At 61.5% G+C, this 21,584-nt stretch carries 21 protein-coding genes and 1 riboswitch; of the genes, 8 read left to right on the top strand and 13 right to left on the bottom strand.

Annotation, left to right across the window (positions count from 1 at the left end):
• Positions 1–21: 21 nt before the first annotated feature.
• On the bottom strand, positions 22–1,866 hold the full coding sequence (locus VF684_RS15670; RefSeq protein ID WP_279476374.1) for a M3 family metallopeptidase: 1,845 nt from the start codon (positions 1,864–1,866) through the stop codon (positions 22–24).
• A 276-nt stretch (positions 1,867–2,142) separates the two neighbouring features.
• Here VF684_RS15670 and VF684_RS15665 point away from each other — a divergent pair, with 276 nt between their 5' ends.
• Together VF684_RS15665 and gbpA are read left to right on the top strand one after the other, a co-directional pair.
• Entirely contained in the window at positions 2,143–3,825 is a 1,683-nt protein-coding gene (locus VF684_RS15665) for a methyl-accepting chemotaxis protein (protein WP_139441924.1), read from the top strand.
• Positions 3,826–4,089: 264 nt separating this feature from the next.
• A riboswitch (cyclic di-GMP riboswitch) is annotated at positions 4,090–4,175 on the top strand.
• Positions 4,176–4,240: 65 nt separating this feature from the next.
• On the top strand, positions 4,241–5,662 hold the full coding sequence (gbpA, locus tag VF684_RS15660) for an N-acetylglucosamine-binding protein GbpA (RefSeq protein ID WP_257725046.1): 1,422 nt from the start codon (positions 4,241–4,243) through the stop codon (positions 5,660–5,662).
• A gap of 150 nt (positions 5,663–5,812) precedes the next feature.
• On the opposite strand, the gene VF684_RS15655 is transcribed toward gbpA, so the two are convergent.
• The 11 genes from VF684_RS15655 to VF684_RS15605 form a co-directional block, all read right to left on the bottom strand.
• Positions 5,813–6,649, bottom strand: coding sequence for a transporter substrate-binding domain-containing protein (locus tag VF684_RS15655; protein ID WP_139442147.1), 837 nt, complete (start codon positions 6,647–6,649; stop codon positions 5,813–5,815).
• The gene (locus VF684_RS15650) at positions 6,646–7,407 is read right to left on the bottom strand and encodes an amino acid ABC transporter ATP-binding protein (RefSeq protein ID WP_111901050.1); all 762 of its coding nucleotides are present in this window, start codon (positions 7,405–7,407) and stop codon (positions 6,646–6,648) included. Before VF684_RS15650 ends, VF684_RS15655 begins: the two co-directional genes overlap by 4 nt.
• The gene (locus tag VF684_RS15645) at positions 7,404–8,066 is read right to left on the bottom strand and encodes an amino acid ABC transporter permease (protein WP_139441226.1); all 663 of its coding nucleotides are present in this window, start codon (positions 8,064–8,066) and stop codon (positions 7,404–7,406) included. The genes VF684_RS15650 and VF684_RS15645 overlap by 4 nt, the downstream gene beginning before the upstream one ends.
• Positions 8,067–8,158: 92 nt before the next feature.
• On the bottom strand, positions 8,159–8,824 hold the full coding sequence (locus VF684_RS15640) for an amino acid ABC transporter permease (RefSeq protein ID WP_376899100.1): 666 nt from the start codon (positions 8,822–8,824) through the stop codon (positions 8,159–8,161).
• Positions 8,821–10,032 carry a threonine synthase gene (locus tag VF684_RS15635; RefSeq protein ID WP_139441227.1) on the bottom strand — a complete coding sequence of 404 codons (1,212 nt, stop codon included), beginning with the start codon at positions 10,030–10,032 and terminating at the stop codon, positions 8,821–8,823. The genes VF684_RS15640 and VF684_RS15635 overlap by 4 nt, the downstream gene beginning before the upstream one ends.
• A gap of 195 nt (positions 10,033–10,227) precedes the next feature.
• On the bottom strand, positions 10,228–11,175 hold the full coding sequence (gene cbl / locus VF684_RS15630; RefSeq protein WP_139441228.1) for an HTH-type transcriptional regulator Cbl: 948 nt from the start codon (positions 11,173–11,175) through the stop codon (positions 10,228–10,230).
• 122 nt (positions 11,176–11,297) lie between these two features.
• The gene (locus tag VF684_RS15625; protein WP_139441229.1) at positions 11,298–12,365 is read right to left on the bottom strand and encodes a sulfate/molybdate ABC transporter ATP-binding protein; all 1,068 of its coding nucleotides are present in this window, start codon (positions 12,363–12,365) and stop codon (positions 11,298–11,300) included.
• A gap of 22 nt (positions 12,366–12,387) precedes the next feature.
• On the bottom strand, positions 12,388–13,278 hold the full coding sequence (gene cysW / locus VF684_RS15620; protein WP_376899103.1) for a sulfate ABC transporter permease subunit CysW: 891 nt from the start codon (positions 13,276–13,278) through the stop codon (positions 12,388–12,390).
• Entirely contained in the window at positions 13,275–14,114 is an 840-nt protein-coding gene (gene cysT, locus VF684_RS15615; protein ID WP_040067348.1) for a sulfate ABC transporter permease subunit CysT, read from the bottom strand. The genes cysW and cysT overlap by 4 nt, the downstream gene beginning before the upstream one ends.
• 270 nt (positions 14,115–14,384) lie before the next feature.
• Entirely contained in the window at positions 14,385–14,960 is a 576-nt protein-coding gene (locus VF684_RS15610) for an RBBP9/YdeN family alpha/beta hydrolase (protein WP_376899105.1), read from the bottom strand.
• 56 nt (positions 14,961–15,016) lie between these two features.
• On the bottom strand, positions 15,017–16,018 hold the full coding sequence (locus VF684_RS15605) for a sulfate ABC transporter substrate-binding protein (protein WP_201914287.1): 1,002 nt from the start codon (positions 16,016–16,018) through the stop codon (positions 15,017–15,019).
• A gap of 217 nt (positions 16,019–16,235) precedes the next feature.
• Here VF684_RS15605 and VF684_RS15600 point away from each other — a divergent pair, with 217 nt between their 5' ends.
• The 4 genes from VF684_RS15600 to VF684_RS15585 all read left to right on the top strand — a co-directional run bounded on the left by VF684_RS15600 (position 16,236) and on the right by VF684_RS15585 (position 18,901).
• Complete coding sequence (locus VF684_RS15600) at positions 16,236–17,498, top strand: MgtC/SapB family protein (RefSeq protein ID WP_201914290.1); 1,263 nt, start codon at positions 16,236–16,238, stop codon at positions 17,496–17,498.
• Between the two features lie 86 nt (positions 17,499–17,584).
• Entirely contained in the window at positions 17,585–18,175 is a 591-nt protein-coding gene (locus VF684_RS15595) for a sugar O-acetyltransferase (protein WP_201914292.1), read from the top strand.
• The gene (locus VF684_RS15590; RefSeq protein WP_128834893.1) at positions 18,172–18,510 is read left to right on the top strand and encodes a DUF1294 domain-containing protein; all 339 of its coding nucleotides are present in this window, start codon (positions 18,172–18,174) and stop codon (positions 18,508–18,510) included. The genes VF684_RS15595 and VF684_RS15590 overlap by 4 nt, the downstream gene beginning before the upstream one ends.
• Positions 18,511–18,688: 178 nt before the next feature.
• Positions 18,689–18,901, top strand: coding sequence for a hypothetical protein (locus VF684_RS15585; protein ID WP_128834891.1), 213 nt, complete (start codon positions 18,689–18,691; stop codon positions 18,899–18,901).
• Positions 18,902–18,986: 85 nt separating this feature from the next.
• Here the strand turns inward: VF684_RS15585 and yrfG are convergent, their stop codons facing one another.
• Positions 18,987–19,667 carry a GMP/IMP nucleotidase gene (gene yrfG / locus VF684_RS15580; protein WP_128834890.1) on the bottom strand — a complete coding sequence of 227 codons (681 nt, stop codon included), beginning with the start codon at positions 19,665–19,667 and terminating at the stop codon, positions 18,987–18,989.
• Between the two features lie 144 nt (positions 19,668–19,811).
• Here yrfG and nudE point away from each other — a divergent pair, with 144 nt between their 5' ends.
• Entirely contained in the window at positions 19,812–20,420 is a 609-nt protein-coding gene (gene nudE / locus VF684_RS15575; RefSeq protein ID WP_064338850.1) for an ADP compounds hydrolase NudE, read from the top strand.
• Positions 20,421–20,457: 37 nt separating this feature from the next.
• The gene (cysQ, locus tag VF684_RS15570) at positions 20,458–21,270 is read left to right on the top strand and encodes a 3'(2'),5'-bisphosphate nucleotidase CysQ (RefSeq protein ID WP_005343054.1); all 813 of its coding nucleotides are present in this window, start codon (positions 20,458–20,460) and stop codon (positions 21,268–21,270) included.
• Positions 21,271–21,584 lie beyond the last annotated feature (314 nt).

Below are 21,584 nucleotides of genomic sequence, written 5' to 3'. Positions count from 1 at the left end.
GCTCACCGGGAGCACTGTGGTTTACGCGGCTGACGCTCGTCGGTAATGATCAACGATCCACGCCTCGAAGTCGGCCAGCATGCGGGTTTCCGACTCGCTGTTGTCGGCGATAAGCTCGGCGCCGTGTACCACCCGGATATGGGCGTCGAGCGGGCTTCCCTCGCCAGTTGCAGGACGCTGCTGCGCGGCGGCCATGCAGGCCTTAGCCTGTTGCCACGCTTCGTCTGCGCTCAGGTTGCATGCCTCGGCCAGCGGCACCGCGCTGAATCCCTCGCCAGTCAGGCTACGCAGGGTCTCATCGTGAGTCATGCCGTTGCCCGGCCCCCAGTAGTGGGCGGCCAAATCCGGCCCGATACGCGGGTTGTCGGTGAGGTAGCCATCACGTTTGAGGAAAAAGGCGCGGGTCTGCTCCACCGCCATCAGCGCCAGCAGGTAGCCGTGATAGGCGCAGGCCGACTCCTGATTAAGGAGGTGCGGAATGGCCAGCAGCGGACGCGGGCTCTCGACCCCGACAATCTTGCATTCCCACTGACGGGCCAGCGCCAGCACTGCCTCGGGAGTGCGTTCGGCCTCATCCATGGCGTAGAGATCCCGTTCGAAGTAGGCCACCAGCGCGATCTGGCGCTCGTTGAAGGCACGAAACGGCTGACGCGCTTCGATCATCTCCTTGATGAGGGCATCGGGAACAGCCTCTCCCGCCGCATTTCTGGCGTAGCGCTTGAGCCAGTCGGCATCGTCCAGCAGGCTGTCACAGAACATCGACTGGGTCTCAGCATAGGCCATGGAGGTGGGCGGAAACTCCTGTGAGAAGCAGGGGGCATTGCCGGTGACATTGGCAAAATGCGCGGCGTGGCCCCCCTCGTGGAACAGGGTGTTGAGGCCACTCCAGCCGCTGCCCACCTGCGCCGGATCGGCCAGGCTGGTGAAGTTGACCACAGCTGGCACCCACTCCCCCTGTTGGAAGAAGCTCGGTACCGGGCCGTGGCAGAAGCCGTTCTCGTATTTCCCCTCCCGGGTCAGCAAATCCAGGGTCAGGGTCGCCCCGCGATACTGGATGCCGAGCCGGCGGAAGCTCTCGACCCAATCTCGCAGTGCCCGCGAGAAGGGCACATAAGGATCTAGCTGGCGGGTCACATCACCGCTCACGCTGTAACGCAGGTTGTGGGGCAGCAGGGCCGCCTCCCCCTTGGCAACCTTCAGCTCTTCCAGACTCTGCTGCAACCGGGCGTCGGTGCGGGCAATAAAGTCGTCGAGGATGGCAAACAGCTGCTCCGGGCTCATCTGCTCGTTCTTGCGTACCTTGTAGTCGAAGTAGTCGCGATAGCCCATGGCGCGGGCAAAGCGGTTGCGGATCGCCACCACCTCGAGAAAACCGTTGCCGACCACCCACTGCTCCAGGGTGTGGAACATGGCGAGCGCGCTCTGGCGCACCGCCTCGTTAGGGCTGGCGGCAAGGGAGGTGCTGGCGGCAGGCAGGCTGCCAGCGACCTGCTGGCCCTGCTCATCCAGCAGGATCAGTTTCAGCCCCTTGCGGCGGGCAAACAGCGCCGCCTCGGCTGCCACCAGCTCATCCATCAGGGCAGCCGCAGCGGGCACTTCAATCACGTTGCACTCGAAGAAGGCGATCCAGCCTTGCAGACCGCGCTTGAGATCATCCTCGTCGGCCTGCACCAACATCTCCCGCAATTCGGGCAGACGGGCCGGATTGGCACAAAAGGCCTTGTAGGCCTGCTCGGCTGCGGTGAAACCGGCCTGATCGTCGCTGGTGCCCATATAGGTGGACCAGAAGAGATCCTCCTTGCGCCTGTGCACCTGCAGGTAGTCGGCGTTGAGCTGGTTGAAGTAATTCCTAGCAATGGAACTCATAAATTCCCTCTTGTTATGGGGTCACCCGCAGCGGGGCCCACTCCTTTTTTTGAAGAAATGCCAAACCATTCACACTCTTTGGCACAAATTGCGCAGGGATGCGCATCAACACGCTACCAAAAAGTGGGGGTTGCTGTCTGCTGACTATACTGATGTTAAAACGCTCATTTGAGAAAGCTCGGCAAGAGACTGAAAGTAAATGAGTTGTTAACTCTTACGAACTGGCTGCCGCAGTACAGAGCCACATAAAATCAACAGGGAAATGAGGGTTTAGTCATGTTCAAGCTCGGTGATATTACTGTGAGCCGCAAATTGATCTTGCTGCTCGCACTGGCGTTTGTCGGTTTTGTCTCGCTGCTGCTTATCTCGGCCAACGCGCTCCAGCGCAATCTGATGAGCGAGCGAGAGGCGCGGCTCAATGCGGTACTGGAGCAGGCCATGAGCCAGATCCAGTTTCTGGCCAGCACCCTGCCAGCAGAGCAGGCCCAGCAGGAAGCGCGCAAGCTGCTGACCAACACCCGCTTTGATGGCAACAACTACCTGTTCGTCATCGACGAGAACCGCACCATGGTGGTTCACCCCATCCGTCCCGAACTGGTCGGCCAGAAGATGGGTGAAGGGGGCGCCGCCACCGCCGGGCAGTTCTGGTATCAGATGGTGGATATCGCCAAAGGGGGCAAACAGGGCACTCTGCAATATGTGTGGGTCGGCCCGTCGGGTGAGACCGCCGACAAGCTATCCATGGTCTCCGGCTATCAGCCCTGGGGCTGGATCCTCGGTTCCGGCATGCTGCTGCAAGATATTCAGCAGACCATCTGGGCCCAGTACATGAAGATGGGGACCGCCACCGCCATCGTGATCCTGCTGATGGGGCTGCTGGGCTGGCGCATCACCCATTCCATCGTCTCCCCCCTCAGCCAGATCAACCACGCCATGCAGCGAGTCGCCAAGGGGGATCTGGTGGTAAGCATCCCGGTACAGGGCAAGGATGAGTTGGGAGTGGTCGCCCGCTGCACCAACCAGAGTCTCGATGCCATCCGTCACGCCCTGCTGGAAGCCAGCCAGGGGGCCCGCAACGTGGCAGATGCCGCCCTGCGCATCGCCGCCTCTGCCGAGCAGACCAATCAGGCGGTCACCAGCCAGCGGGATCAGCTGGCCCAGCTCGCTACCGCCATGAACGAGATGAGCGCCACCATCTCCGATGTGGCCGGACACGCCGAAAATACCGCGCGGGATACCCAGGAAGCGACCGGTGAAGCAGGTCTCGGCAACCGTGATGTTCATGCCAGCGTGCACGGCATCAAGGCGCTGGCCACCGAGGTGGAGCAGGCCACCCAGCAGGTCAACCAGCTCAAGGAGGGAGTAATGCAGATCAGCGAAGTGACCGCCGTCATCAGCGCCATTTCGGAGCAGACCAACCTGCTGGCCCTCAACGCCGCCATCGAGGCAGCCCGTGCCGGTGAGCAGGGCCGCGGTTTTGCCGTGGTGGCCGACGAGGTGCGCCAGCTGGCCAGCCGCACTCGCCAATCCACCGAAGAGATCCAGAGCACCATTGCCCAGCTGCAGCAACGGGCCGTCACCGCCGCCAACGCCATGGATACCAGCCGCAAACTGGCAGAGAGCAGCGTCAACCAGTCCCAGCAGGCGGGGCAGGATCTCACCCTGATCGTCAACCACATCCAGCATGTAAGCGACATGGCGACCCAGATCGCTACCGCCGCCGAGCAGCAGAGCATGGTGGCCGAGGATATGAACCGCAATGTCAGCGGCATCAACGACTCGGCGCTGGAGATGTCACAGTCCGCCTCGCAACTGGCGCAGGAGAGCGAGCTGCTGGCCGGTCTCTCCCGCAGCCTGGATGAGCGGCTTGCGGTGTTCAAACTGAGTAAGGAGTCCTCCACTGCGCCGATGATGGCGCCCCTGTCTCCCCCCTCCGGAGAACAGCGCCCCCGTCATTGAGGGCGTCAACCCGTGTCGCCTTGTCACCCGACCTGCCAGCCAAGCTGGCAGGTTTTTTTACGCCGCCAACACGCAATCAGCATGCATCTTATCGGCATATTCAACGTTAATCGGCGCCATTCACAAATTAGAGAACAATTTAAAAACAGTCAGTTAGAATGATCCATGTGCCGTTGAACGGTGCATTGAAACATTTAACTTCAAATAATTAATCAATGCAGTGCACAATGGTGATGGCTGAACATTTGGCCCATCACTAACCATCTAGTCATTTGGCAAACTGACCGAAAGGTCGGGACGCAAAGCCTCCGGTCTACAGACGTTTTGTCCAGGATAGCGGGGTTGCCACACGCAAGTGTGCATCGGGGAACTCCCCGGCCAACTGACTGCCCACATCTATCGAACAGAGGAATGTATGGCAGCAAAAATCCAACTTAATCACATCGCAGCGGTGCTGGCTCTGCTGGCCAGCGGCAGCGCTCTGGCGCATGGCTACATCAGCCAGCCAGAGAGCCGCAACTATCTGTGCAAAACCGGCGGCAACAGCCAGTGTGGTGGCGTGCAGTGGGAACCACAGAGCGTGGAGGGCCCATCAGGCTTCCCGCAGAGCGGCCCACAGGATGGTCAAATCGCCTCGGCGGGCAGCCCCCGCTGGAGCGAGCTGAACATCCAGACCAGCGACCGCTGGACCAAGCGTGAAGTACAGCCCGGCCCCTTCGCCATCAGCTGGACCTTCACTGCCAACCACGTCACCCGCAACTGGCGCTACTACCTCACCAAGCAGGACTGGAACCCCAACCAGCCGCTCACCCGCGCCTCGTTCGACCTGACCCCCTTCTGCGTCATCGACGGCAATATGGTGCAGCCGCCCAAGCAGGTGACCCATAACTGTATCCTGCCGGAGCGCACCGGTTATCAGGTGATCCTCGGCGTGTGGGAAGTGGGCGACACCAGCAACAGCTTCTACAACATCATCGATGCCAAGTTCAAAGATGGCAGCCAGCCGCCGCTGGAGTGGAGCCAGGCAGGCACCATCTACCCCTCCATCGACCTCGCAGTGGGTGACAAGGCGATGACCCGGGTATTCGATGCCAACGGCGAGCGCCCCGATCTGCAGACCGTGCTGACCATCACCACTGCCGAGCAGGGCCAGAAGAACAACTGGGCTCATGCCCTCGCCAGCAAGATCAACGCCGAGCAGAGCCTGATCCGCGCCGGCCAGCAAGGAGCCGATGGCCAGTTCAATCCGATTTACGGCATGAACCCCGTCTATCTGAAGCGAAACAGCAAACTGGAGCGAGTCGAGATTGATCTGCAACAGCTGCAGCCGCCGGTAGTGGACAGCATCAGCGTCAGCGGTCTGGCCAGCGACTATGTGCTGGACAACGGCAAGGCAACCCTCGATTTCACCGTCACCGCACAGGGCGATCTGGCCGTCACCAACACCCTCTATGACCACGGCGGCGTCGCCAAGGGTGAAAGCAGTGCCGACATCAGGGACAGCAGTCACACCTTCACCATGGCGCTGGAAGGGCTCAAGGCAGGTCACCACCAGCTGGTGATCAAGGCCACCCCGAAAGCGGGCGGCGAGACCATCCAGCAGACCATGGATCTGATGTTCAAGGAGCAGAGCAGCGGCGAATACGACTTCGTCTTCCCGAACTCGCTCAAATCCTATGCCGCCGGCACCAAGGTGCAGCAGCCGAAAAATGGCAGGGTCTATCAGTGCAAGCCCTTCCCCTACAGCGGCTACTGCCAGCAGTGGACTACCACCGCCACCCAGTACGAGCCGGGCATCGGCTCCCACTGGCAGATGGCGTGGGATGAAGTGCACTAACCCACGCTTGGACAAATAAAAAAGGGCGTCCTCTCTAGCAGGGGACGCCCAGAAAAATCAAACCTTGCGGTTTGCATACCAACGGAACCAAGACCTCACTCTTCACTTACTTCACACACTCAACACACTCTTCAAAACAGGGTTTGTCCATTAACCCTGCCATTTTCCTCCTTCGACGATCACATCATTCGGATCGGTATCAGGGCTCAGCTTGTCACGCACATACTGGTCATAGAGTTTCAGCAGGTACTTCTCCTCACCCAGCTTGGCGAGACGGTCGTTGACCCAGTCACGCAGCTCGATATTGCCCTTCTTCACCGCCGGGGCGATGGGATCTTCCGAGCCCAGTTTTTCGGGCAGTACCCGATAGCCCGGGTTCTCCTTGGCCCAGCTGAACAGTACCAGGTTGTCCTGGGCATAGGCGTCACCACGGCCCTGCGCCAGCGCCTGCAAAGATTCGGTGTTCTTCTCGAACTTGAGGACCTTCCACTCCGGGTGGTTGCGGGTCAGCCAGATGTCGGCCGTGGTGCCGGTGGTCACGATCAGGGTCTTGCTGGCCAGATCATCGAGCTTCTTGGCCGGGCTCCCTTCCGGCACCAGCACCTGTACCGCCACTCGCAGGTTCGGGTTGGTGAAATCCACCACCTCGCGCCGCTCCGGGGTCACCGTCATATTGGCGAGGATCAGATCCACCTTGTCGCTCTGCAGGAAGGGGATGCGACTGGCTGGCTCCACCGCCACGAACTTGATCTTGTTCTCGTCCCCCAGCAGATCCTTGGCGAAGCGGCGGCCGAGATCGGTGTCAAAACCGACGTAGTTCCCCTTCTCGTCCACGTAGCCAAACGGCGGTTTGTCGGTGAATACGCCGACGATGAGCTTGTCCCGTGCCTTGATCTTGTCGAGGGAACCGTCTGCCGCATGGGCAGCGCCGCTGGCGATAGCCAGTCCCAATAAGGCACTAAGCAGAACCGAGGTGATTTTTTTCATGCTGACTCCTTTCGTTTGATGACATTTGTATAAGAAAACTTGGCGAGGAACTGGCGCGCACGCTGGCTCCTGGGATTGTCGAAAAATTGGTGGGGCGCGGCCTGCTCCAGAATGTGGCCACCATCCATGAAGACGATGCGATCCGCCACCGCCCGGGCGAAGGCCAGCTCGTGGGTGACGATAAGCAGGGTCATGCCGCTGCCAGCGAGATCGCGGATCACCTCCAGCACCTCCTGCACCATCTCGGGGTCGAGGGCGGCGGTTACCTCGTCAAACAGCATCACCTGCGGGTTCATGCACAGCGCCCGCACGATGGCGATACGCTGCTGCTGGCCGCCGGAGAGCTGGCGCGGATAGTCATGGCGCCGATCCCACAGGCCGATGCGGGTCAGCAGCTGCTCGGCTTGCAGCAGCGCCTCTGCCCGCTCCCGCTTTTGCACCTGCAGGGGGCCAAGCAGCACGTTTTCCAGCACCGTCAGGTTGGGGAAGAGGTGATAGCTCTGGAACACCATGCCGATCCGCTGGCGCACCCGCTGCCAGTCGGTAGCGCCGTCCAGCAACACACCATCGAAGCGGATCTCGCCCCCCTGAATGGGCTCGAGCCCGTTGAGAGTGCGCAGCAAGGTGCTCTTGCCACAACCACTTGGCCCCAGGATGACGATCACCTCCCCGGCGCGCACGCTGAGGCTGATCCGATCCAGCACCAGATTCGGGCCGAACTGTTTACTGACAGAACCGAGTTCAAGCAGAGGTGTCATACCGCATTACCCCATTGTTGCTCCAGCCGGCGCGAGGCGAGCGAGAGCGGATAGCAGACCAGAAAAAAGAACAGAAACAGCAGACCGTAAATAAGCAGCGAGCCATAGGTGCGCTCGATGATCTGCTGGCCCACCTTGATCACCTCCACCACCCCGATCAGCACCGCCAGCGAACTGGTCTTGATGATGCGGGTGTAGATGTTGATGGTCGGCGGTGTCAGCCGCTGCAACGCCTGCGGCAGCAACACATGGCGATAGAGCTGCCAGGTCGAGAGCCCGAGCGCCAACCCGGCCTCCTGCTGACCACGGGCGAGGGAGTTGAGGCCACCGCGCACCACCTCTCCCACCTCGCTGGCGCCCCAGAGGGCGAGTACCAGCACGGCGCACCAGAAGGCCGGAATATCGAGGCCGAAAAAGATCGACAACCCGAAGAAAAAGAGATAGAGCCACACCAGCACAGGCACTACCCGAAACAGCTCGAGATAAAGCCGCAGCAGACCCCGCACCAACCGGCCGCCCTGTTGTGCCAACACGCCGTAAGCGATACCGCCGAGGGTGGCAAACAGGATGGCCAGTAGCGAGATGGCGAGGGTCTGGCCTGCGCCCACCGCCAGCAGTGGCAACGCCTGCGTCAGCTGCTCAGTAACGGAATTGACCATATTGAGCCCTCCTTTCCTGCGCCTCGGTGGCGAATGACTGCGGCAGCTGGAAGATAAGTGCCCACATCGGGATCCTCGCCTGCATTAGCGATTCAGTGACCGAACTGACCATGTTGCAGCCTCCTTTCAACGACGCGCAGAGCGAGGGAGAGCGGCAGAAAGATCAGCACGCACATCAAGGTCAGCACCGCCAGCATCTCGTAGGTCTTGTAGTAGAGGGCGATGTAATTCTTGGTGGTGTAGAGCAGCTCTGGCACTGCCACCGCCGAAGCCACGGTTGTCTCTTGGAGCAGAAAGATGAAGTTGGCAAACAGCGCCGGCAGGCTGGCGAGCCAGGCCTGGGGCAACTGCACGTGGCGCAGCAGTTGCCAGCGGGAGAGGCCGATAGCCCTGCCAGCCTCCAGCTGACTGGCGGGCACCGCCTGAATGCCTGCCCGCAGCGCCTCGGTCAGATAACCACCGCCGAGGAAGGTCATGGCAATCACCGCGGTGGTAAACCCGGAGAGCGACAAGCCGAGCGCAGGCAGCCCGAAATAGAGGAAGAAGAGCTGGATCAGCAGCGGCGTGTTGCGGGCCAGCTCGACATATCCGCGGATCAGGGCGCTGAGCGGCCGCTTGTGCAGGCTCAACAGAGCGACGTTGAGCAGGGCGACCGCCAGCGAAGTGAGGATCACTATGGTTCCCAGCTGCAAGGTGACCCAGACCGCCTTACCGAAGGCGGGCAGCGTCGTGAGGATGAAGGGCAGATCCAGATTCATGCCGGGATCCTCCCGTCACGCTGCAGACGCTGGGGCAGGACAGTGATCGCATCCGGGTACTTGATGCCGGTACCGGTATTGAGCACCACGACCTGCTCTCCCCCACGGATCCAGCCAGCCTCGCGCAGTTGACGAGCAGCAGCAAACGCGGCGGCCCCCTCAGGGCAGACAAAACTGCCTTCGCGAGAGGCAAGCTGGCGGATCTCGCTCTGGATGGCCTTGTCATCCACCGCGATGGCGCAACCCTCGGTGCGATAGAGGGCGTCCAGCACCAGAAAATCTCCCAGTGCCTTGGGTACATTGATGCCGAACGCCAGCGTTTGGGAGTCGGGCCAGAAGCTCGATTCGGTGGCTCTCTGTTGCCACGCCTGCACAATGGGCGCGCAGCCACTCGCCTGTACCGCGACCAGTCTGGGCAACGCGCCCTTGACCCAGCCCAGCTCCTGCAGCTCGCGCAGCGCCTTGTAGATACCGATGAGGCCGACCCCGCCACCGGTCGGATAGATGATCACATCCGGCAGGGTCCAGCCCAGCTGTTCGGCAATCTCCAGCCCCATGGTCTTCTTGCCCTCAATCCGGTAGGGCTCCTTCAGGGTTGAGGCGTCAAACAGGGATTGCTCCGCTACCGCCTGCGCCACCTGACGACCGGCGTCGCTGATAAGGCCATCCACCAGATATAGACGGGAACCGGCGAGAGAGGTCTCCAGTCGAGTGATGGCGGGGGCTGCCTGCGGCATAACGATGGTGCTGCGCAGTCCGGCACGGGCACCGTAGAGCGCCCATGCAGCGCCGGCGTTGCCGTTGGTCGGCATGGCGAAGTGAGTGACGCCGAGTTCACGCGCGCGGGAGATGCCCACCGCTGCACCACGAGCCTTGAAAGATCCGGTGGGGATGACGCTCTCATCCTTCATCCAGAGATCCGGAATACCGATCTGCTTGCCCAGCGTAGGCAGCCGTAGCAGTGGGGTGAATCCCTCCCCCAGCGTCACAACGTGGGCGGGATCCCGTACCGGCAGCAACTCGTGATAACGCCACAGGCTGGCCGGGCGCCCCAGCAATGCCGCCGGGTGCCATGCTCGCGTCAGCGCATCGAGATCGTAGCTGGCCAGCAGTGGCGCACCTGCCCGGCTCAGTTGCCAGGGCTGGTCAGCCTCATGGATCTCGCCACTCTTGCTGCAACGCAGATGTGATAGGTAGCTATACGGCATGCTTTATCCTGAATGGATCGACTTTGGTCAGTCACTTATTCCATCCTGCAACCCAAGTACCGGATAACAAACAAAATTAACTGGCAAACCTAAGTGAAAAAATTCATATGAAGCCGTCTGTTTTCGCTGGCAATCTCATCTGCCAGCAATGAAGAAGGGGAGCCATTGGCTCCCCTTCTCTCTTCTCTTCCGAACTCAAATCTGGAAGTCGATGGCGGGCTCGCTGCCCATGGCGCGGGCCTGTATATCCGCCAGCGCCAGCTCGGGGTTGCAGAGCTGGATAAACTGCCAGGCAAAGTTGTGCTGGAACTGCCCCTGCTTGAGGCCAATCCAGGCGGTGTGGGGGGCAAACAGATGGCTGCCATCGAGCTGCACCAGCCCCTGATCGCGCTGGGTGTCGAACGCCATGTCGGCCAGTATGCCGACCCCCATCTCCAGCTCGACATAGGTCTTGATGACATCGGAGTCCTGCGCCGTCAGCAGGATCTGCGGCTCGATGCCAGCCGCAGCAAAGGCTTCATCCACCCGCACCCGCCCGGTCAACCCGGCTTGATAGGTGACGATGGGCCAGTTGGCCAGCGCCGCCAGCGTCAGATCCCGCTCGCCTGCCAACGGATGTTGCTCGGGCACCACGATATTGTGGTGCCAGCGGTAGTAGGGGAATGCCACCACCCCTTCGCTCTTGTCGAGCTGCTCGCTGCTGATGCCGATATCCACCTCGCCGGTCTGCACCAGCCGCACTATCTCCTCCGGGCTGCCCTGACGCAGCTCCAGCTGCACCAGCGGAAACTGCTCGCGAAACGCCTTCACCACCCGCGGCAGGGCATAGCGGGCCTGGGTATGGGTGGTCGCCACCAGCAAGCGGCCCGAGTCGCGGTTGGCAAAGGTGCTGGCCAGTTTGCGGATGTTGTTGGCGTCATTGAGAATGCGCTCGGCAATCACCAGCAGCTCCTTGCCAGGCTCGGTCATACCGAGCAGCCGCTTACCGTAGCGGATAAAGAGCTCGATACCGAGCTCCTCTTCCAGCTCGCGGATATGGCGACTCACCCCGGATTGCGAGGTAAAAAGGGCATTGGCTACCTCGGTCAGGTTGTAATCCCGCCGCGCTGCCTCCCGGATAATACGTAACTGCTGGAAATTCACCTTGTCGCCTCCTGCGAAGAGTGGGCGACACAATCTGCTCGCCCCTCTCATTTTTGTTATTTGGCCGGATCATGCCCGGCTGACAGCCTGAACCGGGCGGCCACACCGCCCGCAACACAGCATCAAATCTGATAGTCGGGATAGAACTGCGCCTGTCTGGCCACCAGCTTCACCCCCTGTCCCGGGGCAAACTGCTTGGCCGCCTCCTTGCTCAGCTCCGCCTCATAGTGGGCCCCTTTCGTTTCGCCATCGCCACGCAGCTCCACCCGAATGCGTGGCCCCATGGGCAATAGACGGGTGATGGTGGCACGGATCCCGCCCGGTGCATCGGCTGGCAAGATCTCCAGTTCATGGGGGCGGACATAGGCGATGGCGGCACTGCCGTGAGCCAGATGGGAAGCCGACGGCCCGCCGAGCAGCTGCTCGCCGACACCGAATCCCTGCTCCGCCACCCGACCGCGGAACTGGTTCACACTGCCGAGGAAGCTGTGGACGAAGGAGCTGGCGGGCTGGTCGTAGACCTCGGCCGGGGTGCCGATCTGCTCGACCCGTCCGGCATTCATCAGCACCACCCGATCCGCTACCTCCAGCGCCTCTTCCTGATCGTGAGTCACGAACAGACTGGTGACGTGCAGCTCGTCGTGCAGCTCGCGCAGCCAGCGACGCAGCTCCTTGCGCACCTGCGCATCGAGGGCACCGAAGGGCTCGTCCAAGAGCAGTACCTTGGGCTGCACCGCCAGCGCGCGAGCCAGCGCGACCCGCTGACGCTGACCGCCGGAGAGCTGGGTCGGATAGCGCTCGGCCACATGGCTGAGCTGCACCAGATCCAGCAGCTCCTTGACCCGGGCGCGAATGGCCGCCTCGGCCGGGCGCTCGCTGCGCGGTTTGACTCTAAGACCAAACGCCACGTTCTCAAACACCGTCATATGGCGAAACAGGGCATAGTGCTGGAACACGAAGCCGACGTTGCGCTCGCGCACATGGAGATCCGAGGCATCCTCGCCACGGATGATGACGTGGCCAGAGTCGGCCTGCTCCAGCCCGGCGATGATCCGCAGCAGGGTGGTCTTGCCGCAACCGGAGGGGCCGAGCAGCGCCACCAGCTCACCGTCATGAAAGTCGAGGTTGATGTCTGCCAGCGCCGCGTACTGATTGAAATGCTTGTTGAGTTGTTGAACCTGAATGCTCATGGCTGCCTCTTTAAAACGGTGATCAGTGAGATTTGGTGGGCTGGGCACGCAGCCGGGCCAACAGGGTTTCCCCGAGTAGGGTAAAGATCCCGAACAGAGCCAAGAGGCTTGCCACTGCAAAGGCGGCGCCGGTCTGGTACTCGTTGTAGAGGATCTCGATATGCAGCGGCAGGGTATTGGTCTGGCCGCGAATATGGCCGGAGACCACCGACACGGCGCCAAACTCCCCGACCGCGCGGGCGGTACAGAGCAGCAGGCCATACATCAGGCTCCAGCGAATGCCGGGCAGGGTGACGCGCCAGAACATCTGCAGACCGCTCGCCCCCAGCATGATGGCGGCTTCTTCCTCTTCCGGGCCGCGCGCCTCCATCTGGGGCAGCAGCTCGCGCACCACGAAGGGCACGGTAATGAAGGTGGTGGCCAGGATGATCCCCGGGGTGGCGAAGATGATCTTGATGTCGTGCTCGCTCAGCCAGTCACCAAACCAGCAGCGGCTGCCGAACATCAACACCAGCATCAGACCGGCGATCACCGGCGACACCGAGAAGGGCAGATCGATGATGGTGATGAGCAGCTGCCGACCGGGGAAGCGGAAACGGGCGATAGCCCAGGCCGCCGCAATCCCGAACAGCAGATTGAGTGGAACCGCACAGAGGGTCACCAACGCGGTGAGACCGAGGGCGCTCAGGGCATCCGGCTCGCTGATGGCGTGCCAGAAAAAAGCCAGCCCCGGCGTCAGCGCCTGAATAAAGACGGTGGCCAACGGCAGCAGCAACAGGGCGGCAAACCAGCCCAAACCGACCGTGATGAGCAGCCACTTGACCCACTGGGGTTCACGGATCACGACCGGTGCCTTGCGAGCGGGGGTCGCCTCTACAGAGGCCGCCTCAATGGCGATAGCAGATGAACTCATATCCGGCTCCCTCCGATGCGAGACCAGCTCCAGGCCTGCAACTTGTTGATTAGCAGTAACAAAATGAATGAGATCAGCAGCATCACCACTGCGATGGCGGAGGCACCGGCGTAGTCATACTCCTCCAGGTGGCTCATGATCATCAGCGGCGCGATTTCCGAGACCATCGGCAGGTTGCCGGCGATAAAGATGACGGAGCCGTACTCCCCCACCCCGCGGGCAAACGCCAGCGCGAAACCGGTGAGCAGGGCAGGCACCAGGGTCGGCCAGAGCACCCGCAGAAAGGTCTGCCAGCGATCGGCGCCGAGGCTGGCGGCGGCCTCCTCTTGCTCGGTTTCAGCCTCCCGCAGCACCGGCTGCAGGGTACGCACCACAAACGGCAATCCGATAAAGGTGAGTGCGATGACCACCCCGATAGGGTTGTAGGCGAGCTGGATGCCGAGCGGCGCCAGCAACTGGCCGATCCAGCCGTTGGGGGCGAAGATGGCGCACAGGGCGATGCCGGAAACGGCGGTCGGCATGGCGAATGGCAGGTCGATCAACGCATCCACCAGTCGACGACCGGGGAAGGTGTAGCGCACCAGGATCCAGGCCAGGATCAGGCCGAACAGGCTGTTGAGCAGCGCCGCGACAAAGGCCGCACCGAAGCTCAGGCGAAAGGAGGCGAGCACCCGGGGTGAACCGATCACCTGCCAGAACTCGGCGGCGGTCAGGTTGTTGATCGCAAACAGCACCAGGGCCGAGAGCGGCAACAGCACCAGCAGGCCCAGATAGAGCAGGCTGAACCCCAAGGTGGGGCCAAAACCGGGCAGGACAGAGTAAGAACCAAATCGCATAACACATCCATCTGTTATGAAGAATTTTCGATATGGTGATTCTGCGCACTCCCCTCATCGGCAACAAACATCAATTGCGACTTTGCTAATCACTTTTTTGTCTAACCGCAGAGTCACAAGGCTCTTGGCGCACTCCAAATAAAAAAGGTCTTTTATATAAATAAAAGACCTAAGAAATGGAGCAATACGGAGCGGAGCATTCAAAGAACGGGGGCATGGAGTAGCCAGCGAACAGCGCGCTCGCCAACCCTCCAACCACTTCACAGATACCTAGCGAAAGCCCAGTACGACCGGCCGGGGCGATGCGGTCTTGACCGGTGCCACCACCAGCTCACCACGGCGATAGAGAGCCCCCAGCAAATGCAGCCCTTGATGCCAGTCCCCATGACCGGACTGGGCATTGATATGGCCCGCCTCACCGGCATCGAACAGCGGTACCTGCCACTGGCGGCTCCAGTATTCGGCTCGCTCGAAGCTCATCCAGGGATCGTTGCGGCTGGCCACCAGCTGGGCCGACACCTGCAGCGGCCCGGCCAAGGCCTCATCCGCAATACCAAAACGGGCGGGATCGGCGGGCGCCACCAGAAAGATCGAGGCCACCTTCTTCGGCTGCAAGCGGGCCGCCGCGATGGCGGTCAGGGCGCCGAAAGAGTGGGCCACCAGATGAACCCGGCTGCGGCGACGTTTCAGCTTGCTCGCCAGCTTGGCACTCCAGACCCTGAGGTCCGGCTTGTCCCACGGTAGCCCGGTCATCCGCTGCCATTGGGGAAAATGATCGTGCCAGCGACTCTGCCAGTGATCCGGCCCACTGTTGTGCAGACCGGGAACCAGGAGGATCTTGTTCATCTTGGTGCTCCTATCGGCTGGCACAGGGGCCAGTTCAGTGATGGATAACGAAGCTATCAACGACCCGGCTGATAGATCTGGTCAAACAAACCACCCTGGGCGAAGTGTTTCTTCTGGGCTTTCTCCCAATCTCCTTCCAGATCCTTGACGGTAAAGAGGGCAAGCTGCGGGAACTGGGCTGCCGTCTCCTTCAGGATCTCCGGGTTGCTGGGGCGATAGTGATGTTTGGCGACGATATGTTGCCCCTCGTCAGAGTAGAGATAATCGAGATAGGCCTTGGCCACCGCTTCGGTACCGTGCTTCTTGGCCACCTTGTCCACCACCGCGACCGGCGGCTCCGCCAGAATGGAGACCGAAGGCACCACCAGCTCGAACTTGTCGCTGGCACCCGCCTGACCAAGCACCAGCAGGGCTTCGTTCTCCCACGCCAGCAGCACGTCACCGAGACCGCGCTCGGTAAAGCTAGTGGTGGCACCGCGGGCGCCTGAGTCCAGCACCTTCACGTTCTTGAAGAGATCGCCGACAAACTGCTTGGCCCCCTCTTCACTGCCGCTCTTCTTCAGGGCATAGCCCCAGGCGGCCAGATAGTTCCAGCGTGCCCCGCCGGAGGTCTTGGGGTTGGGAGTCACGATGGCGACATCCTTGCGCACCAGATCATCCCAATCCTTGATCTGCTTGGGATTGCCCTTGCGCACCAGGAAGACGATGGTGGATGTATAGGGCGAGGCGTTGTTGCCGAGGCGACTCTGCCAGTCGGCAGCGGTCAGCCCCGCCTTGGCGATGGCGTTGACATCGTAGGCCAGCGCCAGCGATACCACGTCGGCCTCCAGTCCATCCACCACAGCGCGGGCCTGCTTGCCGGAGCCACCGTGAGACTGGCTCACCACCACGTCGTCACCGGTTTTGGCCTTCCACTCCTTGGCAAACGCGGCGTTGTACTCCTGAAACAGCTCGCGGGTCGGATCGTAAGAGACGTTGAGCAGGCGGATCTCGGCGGCATTGGCCTGACCAAATGCCAGCAGAGAGAGCAGGGTCAGGGCGGTCATTCGCAGTTTCATGGTGATTCTCCATATCTTGTTGGGTTGAGAACAGCATGCCGTGGAGTTGTTATGCCCAGAAGAAAGAAATAACTCTTTGCTTATCTCTTTTGCTCATATCAGCTCAGCCACCCGCACCGGGAGCCAGACGCAGACTCTGTGAGCCATGCCCCTCTGGCCCCTTGCTCGCTGTGCCATCATGGGAACAAGGCAGGCAGATGACGAAAAGGAAGTCGTTATGTGGATCAATGCAGAACCGGTCAACGGTGCCCTGGTCTCGCTGGCCATCGGCCTCATCATCGGACTGGAACGGGGCTGGCAGGTGCGTCAGCTGGGGGACAACCAGCGCATCGCCGGGATGCGTACCTACGGCCTTATCGGCCTGCTCGGCGGGGTATGCGGTTTGCTGCTGCCCACCCTGGGCCCCTGGCTGCCGCTGCTCGGCCTGCTGGCGGTGGTGATCGGCTGCGGCCTCTCGGTCTGGCTGGCCCAGCGCTGGCAAGGGGAGTTTGGTCTCACCAGCTCGGTAGCCATGCTGCTCACCTATTTGCTGGGGCTGATGTCGGTACTGCTGAGCCCGAGCGAGGCGGTCGCCTGCGCCGTGCTGGCCGCCCTGTTGATGGGCTTGAAGGGACAGATCCAGCAGGGGATGCTGTTTCTCAGCGAAACCGAATTCCACGCCACCCTGCGCTTTCTGCTCATCTCGCTGGTACTGCTGCCGGTACTGCCCAACGAGGAGATGGGCCCCCTCGACGCCTTCAACCCCTTCAAGATCTGGTTGATGGTGGTGGTGATCGCCGGCATCTCGTTTTGTGGCCACTTCGCGGTTCGTCTGCTCGGCACTCGCGCCGGGCTGGTGCTCACCAGCATACTGGCGGGATTGGCCTCCTCCACCGCCCTCACCCTGCAGTTCGCCCGCCTCAACAAGGAACAAGGAGGGCTGGAGCGACTGCTGGCCACCGGCATCCTGCTGGCAGGGGCCACCATGTGGCTGCGGCTGCTGGTGCTGGTGCTGCTCATTCACAGCGAGCTGGCGATGCGCCTCGTCGCCCCCCTGTTGCTGCTGGCCACCACTGTCTACGGCTTTGCCTTCTGGTTCTGGCGCCAGCGCGAGGAGCTGACAGACGGCCCGGTGCAGCCGGAAACCAGCAACCCGCTCGATCTGGCCACCGCCATCAAATTCGGCCTGCTGCTGGCGCTGATCGGCTTTATGGCAACTCTGCTGCAAGACAAGGTAGGCAACTCGGGGGTCTATCTGCTGTCGCTGGTCTCGGGGATCACCGACGTGGACGCCATCACCTTGTCGCTCTCCCAGCTCTCCCACAAGGAGCTGGCGCTGGAGGTGGCGGCCCGCGGCATCCTGCTCGCCGGTTTGATCAACTCGCTGGTGAAGGGGTTGCTGGCCCTCGGCATCGGCGGTCGCAGTCTGGGGCTGCGGGTGCTGCTCCCCTACTTCGTCTCGGCCCTGCTGATCCTGCCCCTCGTCTGGCCAGCAGGTTGACGGGGATCACCTGCAACAAGTGACAGACTGACGGCGCCCCTGACAGTCACGTATACTGCCTGCTCTTGCTGCATGGGGAGGTAGCAATGGCGAGCGACTGGGACAAGGTACTGGCAGGCGGGGCACTGGATAGCCAGAGCGAGGAGATAGCCAACGACCGGATCCGCGGTCAGGCGCTGCTGGCCCGGCTCAATGGTTCACCTGCAGGCGATGGCCCTCTGCGCCAGCAGATCTGCCGCGAGCTCTTTGGCCACTGCCCCGACTCCTGCTGGATCAGCACGCCGTTCACCTGCGAGTTTGGTCGCAACATTCATATCGGCGAGAAGACCTTCTTCAACTTCAACATCACCGTTCTCGACGTGGGTGAAGTGCACATCGGCAGCCATGTGCTGCTGGCCCCCAACGTGCAGATCTACACCGCCACCCACACCATGAACTATCTGGAGCGACGCAACTGGACCGCCTACAACAAGCCGGTGCGGATCGGCGATGACTGCTGGATCGGCGGTGGTGCCATCATCTGCCCCGGCGTCACCATAGGGCCTCGCTCTATCATTGGCGCCGGCGCCGTGGTCACCCGCGACATCCCGGCCGACTCGGTGGCGGTGGGCAATCCGGCCAGGGTGATCCGCACCCTCAAGCAGGATGAGGAGCGCTGCTGGGAGTTGGCCCAATGATGGCGCTGGCGCTGCTGCCACTGGGCGCCGCTCTCTGGCTCGGCCTAGGCGAACAGCAGTGGTGGCCGCTGGCCGCACTGCTGACCATGAGTCTGCTGACGGTGGCAGCCTACGCCTGGGACAAGCGGCAGGCGGTGCGGGGCGAGTGGCGCATTCCCGAATCGAGGCTCCATCTGCTGGAGCTGTGCGGCGGCTGGCCGGGGGCGCTGGTTGCCCGCCAGTGGCTGCGGCACAAGACCCAGAAGCGCAGCTACCGGCTGGTCTTCTGGTTTATCGTGCTGCTGCACCTCACCCTGTGGGGACTCTGGCTTGGCCGCCCCCTCTGGCAGCAATAGCCACCCGAGTAACAAAATTGTGGCTTGACCGCCCGCTCCGGCAGCAATAGCCAACTGCATCACAAAGGCGAAACGGGACCCATTGCGGCCGCCCGGCGGCTGTGAGAAAACAGAGCAGATCTCATCAGCGTTTTCGCCGTTTATGACGACCATATTGATATCGACAAGGAGTCGTGACATGACCATGTGGACAGGCATAGTCCTGATCGTATTTATCAGCCTATTGTTCGGATATCTCGGCAAGCGGGCCCGCTATCAGATGGGGGATGCTCGCATCACGGATCGCCTCGGCAAGCAGGATCTGGTCATCCGGGAGCTACAGGAGCGGATCGCCAATCTGGAGGCGATCGTCATCGAAGAGGAGAAGCGGCGCCCGTTTCGGGAGCTGTGATTTTTCGCCATCAGGCGTCAGATAACCAAAATTCAAATCAAAGAAAGAGGGCTGCATGATGCAGCCCTCTCTTGTTTGAACTGCTTCAGATTGCCAACGGCAGCAACTCGGCATAGTCGCGGATCGCCGGAAAAGCGGTGATGCTCTGCTCCGGCTTGCAGCTATCCGGATTCTGGATCGCCAGCTGATAGCCGATGCCATAGTCGGCGGCAGCCCGCAGGATCCGCTCGCTGTCATCCACAAACAGGGTACGGGCCGGATCGAACGCCAGCCGCTCGGCCAGTGCCTGCCAGCAGTGCTGGCTCTCCTTCGACCAGCCCAGCTCGTGGGTACTCACCATCAGATCCAGATGCTCGGCAAGACCGAGCTGCGCATCCTTCACCGACAGGCTGGCGGGGTGGGCATTGGTGAGAAGCACCAGCTGCTTGCCCGCGGCGCGCAGCGCGGCCAGAAAGGGGATGGCGTGGGGACGCCACTGGATCTTCGCCAGCAGCTCCTGCTTGAGGGCACGAATATCGAGCCCCAGGGTCTCGCTCCAGTAATCTACGCAATACCAGTTGAGGGTGCCGTTGACGGCGTGATAGTGGACGTCGATCTGAGCTTTGGCTTCATCCAGTGGCAGCCCGAGCCGCTCGGCGTAACGCTCCGGCACCAACTGCTGCCAGAGGTGGTTGTCAAAATGCAGATCGATCAGGGTGCCATCCATATCGAGCAAGACGGTGTCTATCTGGTGCCAAGGCAAGGTGGTGGAGCAGGAGTGTGGCATCGGGCCTCTTGATCGCGGATCTCGGAAAACGGGGCGGCAGTATAACGGATTTTTCCTCCCCCTTTGCCATCCCTGGCCCGTGGTGTTCGGTGTGAGAGTCGTTTACTCTTGAAGCACGATTTTTTAACGAGCAGCCAGCGTCCGATGAGCGACCCCCACAAGAGCAAACCCGAGCACATCTCAGCCGACCAACTGGATCACCCCAAGAGCAAGCCGGAGATCCTCAAGGCCGATATCGTGGCCGAGAGCCGACTGTTCAAGGTGGAATCGCTACACCTCAAATTCTCCAATGGCGAAGAGCGGGTCTACGAGCGGATGCGCGGCGGCAACCGGGGCGCCGTCATGGTGGTGCCGCTGTTCGATGCCCACACCCTGCTGCTGGTGCGCGAGTATGCCGCCGGCACCCACTCCTACGAGCTGGGCTTTCCCAAAGGGCTGATCGACCCGGGCGAAGATGCCTTCGAGGCGGGTAACCGGGAATTGATGGAAGAGGCGGGCTTTGGCGCCAACAGCCTGACCTTGCTCAAGCAGGTGTCGCTGGCGCCCGGTTACTTCTCCAGCCGGATGGATATCCTGCTGGCCCGGGATCTCTTCCCCGAGCAGCGGATCGGCGACGAGCCCGAACCGCTGGAGGTGATCCCCTGGCCGCTAAACCGGATAGACGAATTGCTGGCACGACCCGACTTCACCGAGTCGCGCAGCATCAGTGCCCTGCTCCTGGCCCAGAAGTGGCTGGCGGAGCAGGCAAAGTAGCCCGCAGACGGGCAGTTAACAGACAGAGGATAACGAGATGCAGGAGTTGTTGGCCTGGGTGCCGGGGGTCAAGGAGATTGCCCGCGAAGCCGGAAGGATCCTTCACGACATCTATCACGGCGGTCAGTTCGAGCGTCAGCTGAAGGAGGATGCGACCCCGGTCACCAGTGCCGATCTTGCTGCCGATGCCTACCTCAAACAGGCGCTCTCGGCGCTCACCCCCCATGTGCCGGTGCTGACCGAAGAGGCGGCCGACATCCCCTTCAGCCAGCGATCCAACTGGCGGCAATACTGGCTGGTGGATCCCCTCGACGGCACTGGCGAATTTATCGCGGGCAGCGGCGACTTCGCCACCCTGATCGCCCTGGTGCGGGACAATGTGCCGGTGCTCGGGGTCATCTATGCTCCCGAGTCCAACGTGCTCTACTGGGCGGTGCGCGGCTACGGCGCCTTCAAGGAGGTGAATGGCGAGGTGTTGCCCATCAGCGCCATGCACCACGAGCATGACCAGCCTGACTCGCTGGTGGTGGCCATCAGCCGCCGCCAGAAGCTGGAGAAGCTCACCCGCCGTCTCAACCCGGCCATCAACTACGAGCTGATCCCGCTCGGCTCCAGCTCCCTCAAATCCTGTCTGGTGGCGGAAGGGGCGGCCGATTGCTACGTGCGGCTCGGCCCCACCGGCGAGTGGGACACTGCCGCCGCCCAGTGCATCGTCGAGGCGGCTGGTGGCCGCATCCTCAGCCTGGCGTTGCAGCCACTCAGCTACAACGAAACCGAGTCGCTGGAGAACCCGGACTTTATCGTGATGGGGGATCCGGATCTCGCCTGGGGCAACATTCTGGCCCACTAGGCCGATAGCGATATCATCACACCAGACAAGCAGGCGGCCCGATGGCCGCCTGCTTTTTCAGAGAAGTTACCCCGGGTAATGGCCGGAGTGATCCGCTGGTCAAGGCGCTCTTGAACAGCGTTATACGCTGGCAAAGCGGCAAAATGACAGTGAAACATCACAGTCGGTCGGCGAGAAATGGTGCGATTTTTCACGTAATTCTGAAAACACCTGATTAGTCAAAATAAAAAAACGAGCGAAGATCAAATTTTGGTTTTATATTTCACAAAAATCACCATTGTCAGTTTTGTTGCATTCTGTGACCCAGATTCCAT

It is taken from the genome of Aeromonas sp. Lyrl_2 (assembly GCF_051948815.1).
GTDB classification, from domain to species: domain Bacteria; phylum Pseudomonadota; class Gammaproteobacteria; order Enterobacterales; family Aeromonadaceae; genus Aeromonas; species Aeromonas veronii.
This window is presented reverse-complemented; position numbering and strand designations above follow the sequence as displayed.